General features: G+C 61.7%; 3 protein-coding genes and 1 pseudogene. 1 reads left to right on the top strand and 3 read right to left on the bottom strand.

The window, feature by feature from the left end; all coding sequences use genetic code 11:
* The 3 genes and pseudogenes from P792_RS0118845 to def all read right to left on the bottom strand — a co-directional run.
* Positions 1-211, bottom strand: a pseudogene (locus P792_RS0118845) (tRNA pseudouridine(38-40) synthase TruA); the annotation flags it as partial.
* The gene (gene fmt, locus P792_RS27360) at positions 201-1,127 is read right to left on the bottom strand and encodes a methionyl-tRNA formyltransferase (RefSeq protein ID WP_023978510.1); all 927 of its coding nucleotides are present in this window, start codon (positions 1,125-1,127) and stop codon (positions 201-203) included. The gene fmt and the pseudogene P792_RS0118845, both read right to left, overlap by 11 nt.
* Before the next feature lie 4 nt (positions 1,128-1,131).
* Positions 1,132-1,677 (bottom strand): peptide deformylase, encoded by a 546-nt coding sequence (gene def / locus P792_RS27355; RefSeq protein ID WP_023978509.1) that lies wholly within the window; start codon positions 1,675-1,677, stop codon positions 1,132-1,134.
* A 189-nt stretch (positions 1,678-1,866) separates the two neighbouring features.
* Here def and P792_RS27350 point away from each other — a divergent pair, with 189 nt between their 5' ends.
* Positions 1,867-2,364 (top strand): Hsp20 family protein, encoded by a 498-nt coding sequence (locus tag P792_RS27350; protein ID WP_023978508.1) that lies wholly within the window; start codon positions 1,867-1,869, stop codon positions 2,362-2,364.
* The last annotated feature ends 33 nt before the right edge of the window (positions 2,365-2,397 follow it).

Below are 2,397 nucleotides of genomic sequence, written 5' to 3'. Positions count from 1 at the left end.
CCATGGAAGAGGCATGCACCCCCGCATCGGTACGCCCCGCCGTGGCCGTCATGACGGGGGCATCCCCGACGAGGCGTGATGCAGCCTCTTCCAGCAGGGCCTGCACCGACACGCCATTGTTCTGGCGCTGCCAGCCAACAAGCCCCGTACCGTCATACTCGATTCTGAGCGCCCAGCGGCGATAACCGCCGGCCGGTTCATCACTGCCCAAGGCACGTGCCTTTCGGCATGGGGGTGCCACGCAGGTAATCGGTCGCGTTCATCATCGCCTTGCCGGGGCGCTGAAGCCGCAGAATCTGCAGGGCATCGTCACCGCATCGTACCGTCAACGCATCATCCAGAACTGTGCCAGCCGAGACATCCGCCCCATCTGAAGCAGCGAGCGGGACAAGCTTTGCCTCACCGATCTTGAGTACAGTCCCGTCCTGTGTGGTGAAGGCACCCGGCCAGGGTGTCAGACCGCGTATCTGGCGGTTTATGATCGTCGCAGGCTGGTTCCAGTTGATGCGGCCTGTCTCTCGGGTGAGTTTCTCGGCGTAGGTCACGCCCTGCTCAGGCTGCGGGACCGGGGCAAAGGGACGGCGGAGCGTCTCGAGTAACAGTTCTGCACCCAGAAAGCTGAGGCGATCATGCAACGTTGAGGCGGTTTCGGAGGGGGACAATTCCACTGCGGCTTCCGCCAGTACGTCCCCGGTGTCCAGCCCCGCATCCATCTGCATGATGGACACGCCCGAGCGGCGATCACCAGCCAGGATGGCTGACTGGATGGGCGAGGCGCCCCGCCAGCGCGGCAGCAGGCTCGCGTGGATATTAAGACAGCCCAGTTTTGGGGCATCGAGCATACGCTGGGGCAGGATCAGCCCATAGGCGACCACAATGGCGCAATCGGCCTGAAGGGACTCGAAAAAAGCGAGTTCTTCCTCGTTCTGCCGGATCCTGACCGGGGAGCGCACGGCGATGCCTTCGGCCTCGGCGGCGCTCTGAACGGGTGAGGGACGTAGCGCCTTGCCGCGCCCAGCCGGGCGCGGGGGCTGGGTATAGACCTGCACGACCTCATGCCCGGCTGCGATCAGCGCCTTGAGAACCGGCACCGAGAAATCAGGCGTGCCCATAAACACCAGACGCATGGTTTCAGCGGCCTTTCTGTTCCTTGGCGAGGCGGCGCATGATCATGTTGCGCTTGAGCTTGGAAAGGTGGTCGACAAACAGGATACCGTCGAGATGGTCGATTTCGTGCTGAAGGCAGGTGGCCAGCAGGTCATCGGCCTCCATCTCGATCACTTCACCCTCGAGATTGCGATAGCGCATCCGCACGCTCAGGGGGCGGATGACCTCTGCATACTGGTTGGGCAGGGAGAGGCAGCCTTCCTCGCGGGCAGCGAGCTGCTCGGATTCCTCGATGATTTCGGGGTTGATGAGCACCATCGGGTTGCGCTCGCCCTCATCGGCCACATCGACAAGCGCAAAACGCAGGCCCAGACCGATCTGCGGGGCAGCAAGGCCGATACCCGGCGCCTTGTACATGGCAGAGAACATGCCCGGCAGGTGGGACTTGACGAGAGCCATGTCGTCAGCCGTGACCTCACGGGCGACCGCCCGCAGCACGGGCTGCGGCGCAACGAGGATGGGCGTAGGCGTGATGGACTCGATGTCCGGGAGGAAGGAGAGCGCTGTCATGATGGAGCGGATGTAATCGGTCAGGTGCCGGAAAACCAGTTCTAAACGGGGCATAAACCTCAAAGAACGGCAATTCCTTCAGGGGCTCTTGCTTGCACCACGCACCAAACATGACCATATCGGGAAAGCGATCCGGCGCCGCAATCAAGGGCTGGATCCTGTTACCGTCTCGCTCATGGAGGAGGCTGCATGTCAGGCCGTCTGTTTACGTCACCCATGTTTCTCGGTTTCGATCATCTGGAGCAGATGCTCGAACGGGCCTCAAAAACAGCCTCTGATGGCTATCCCCCCTATAATATCGAGCAATTGAACCAGACCACCCTGCGCATCACACTGGCCGTCGCCGGGTTCGTGATGGACGATTTGCACATCACGCAGGAAGATAACCAGCTGGTCATTCGTGGCCGCCAGACTGATGACAGTCAGGGTCGCGTGTTCCTGCATCGTGGCATTGCAGCGCGTCAGTTCCAGAAGGCGTTTGTTCTGGCCGAAAACATCGAGATTGGCGAAGCCTGGCTCGATAACGGTCTGCTCTATATCGATCTGTTCCGCCCCCAGCCCGAAGTGCGGGTCAAGCGCATCGAGATCAGCGCCGGGCGTCGCGAGACGGGTGTGACGCGTGCCACCCATATCGAAATGCCCAAACCCCGTCGCACCCGCGCCATACGCGATCTTGACGACGATTGAGGGCGATCAGGGCCTTATTCGGGCAACTGGCGA

The sequence above is a fragment of the Asaia sp. SF2.1 genome (genome assembly GCF_000505765.1).
GTDB lineage: Bacteria > Pseudomonadota > Alphaproteobacteria > Acetobacterales > Acetobacteraceae > Asaia > Asaia bogorensis.
The sequence above is the reverse complement of the archived record's forward strand: the minus strand, read 5'-3'. Positions and strand labels throughout refer to the sequence as shown.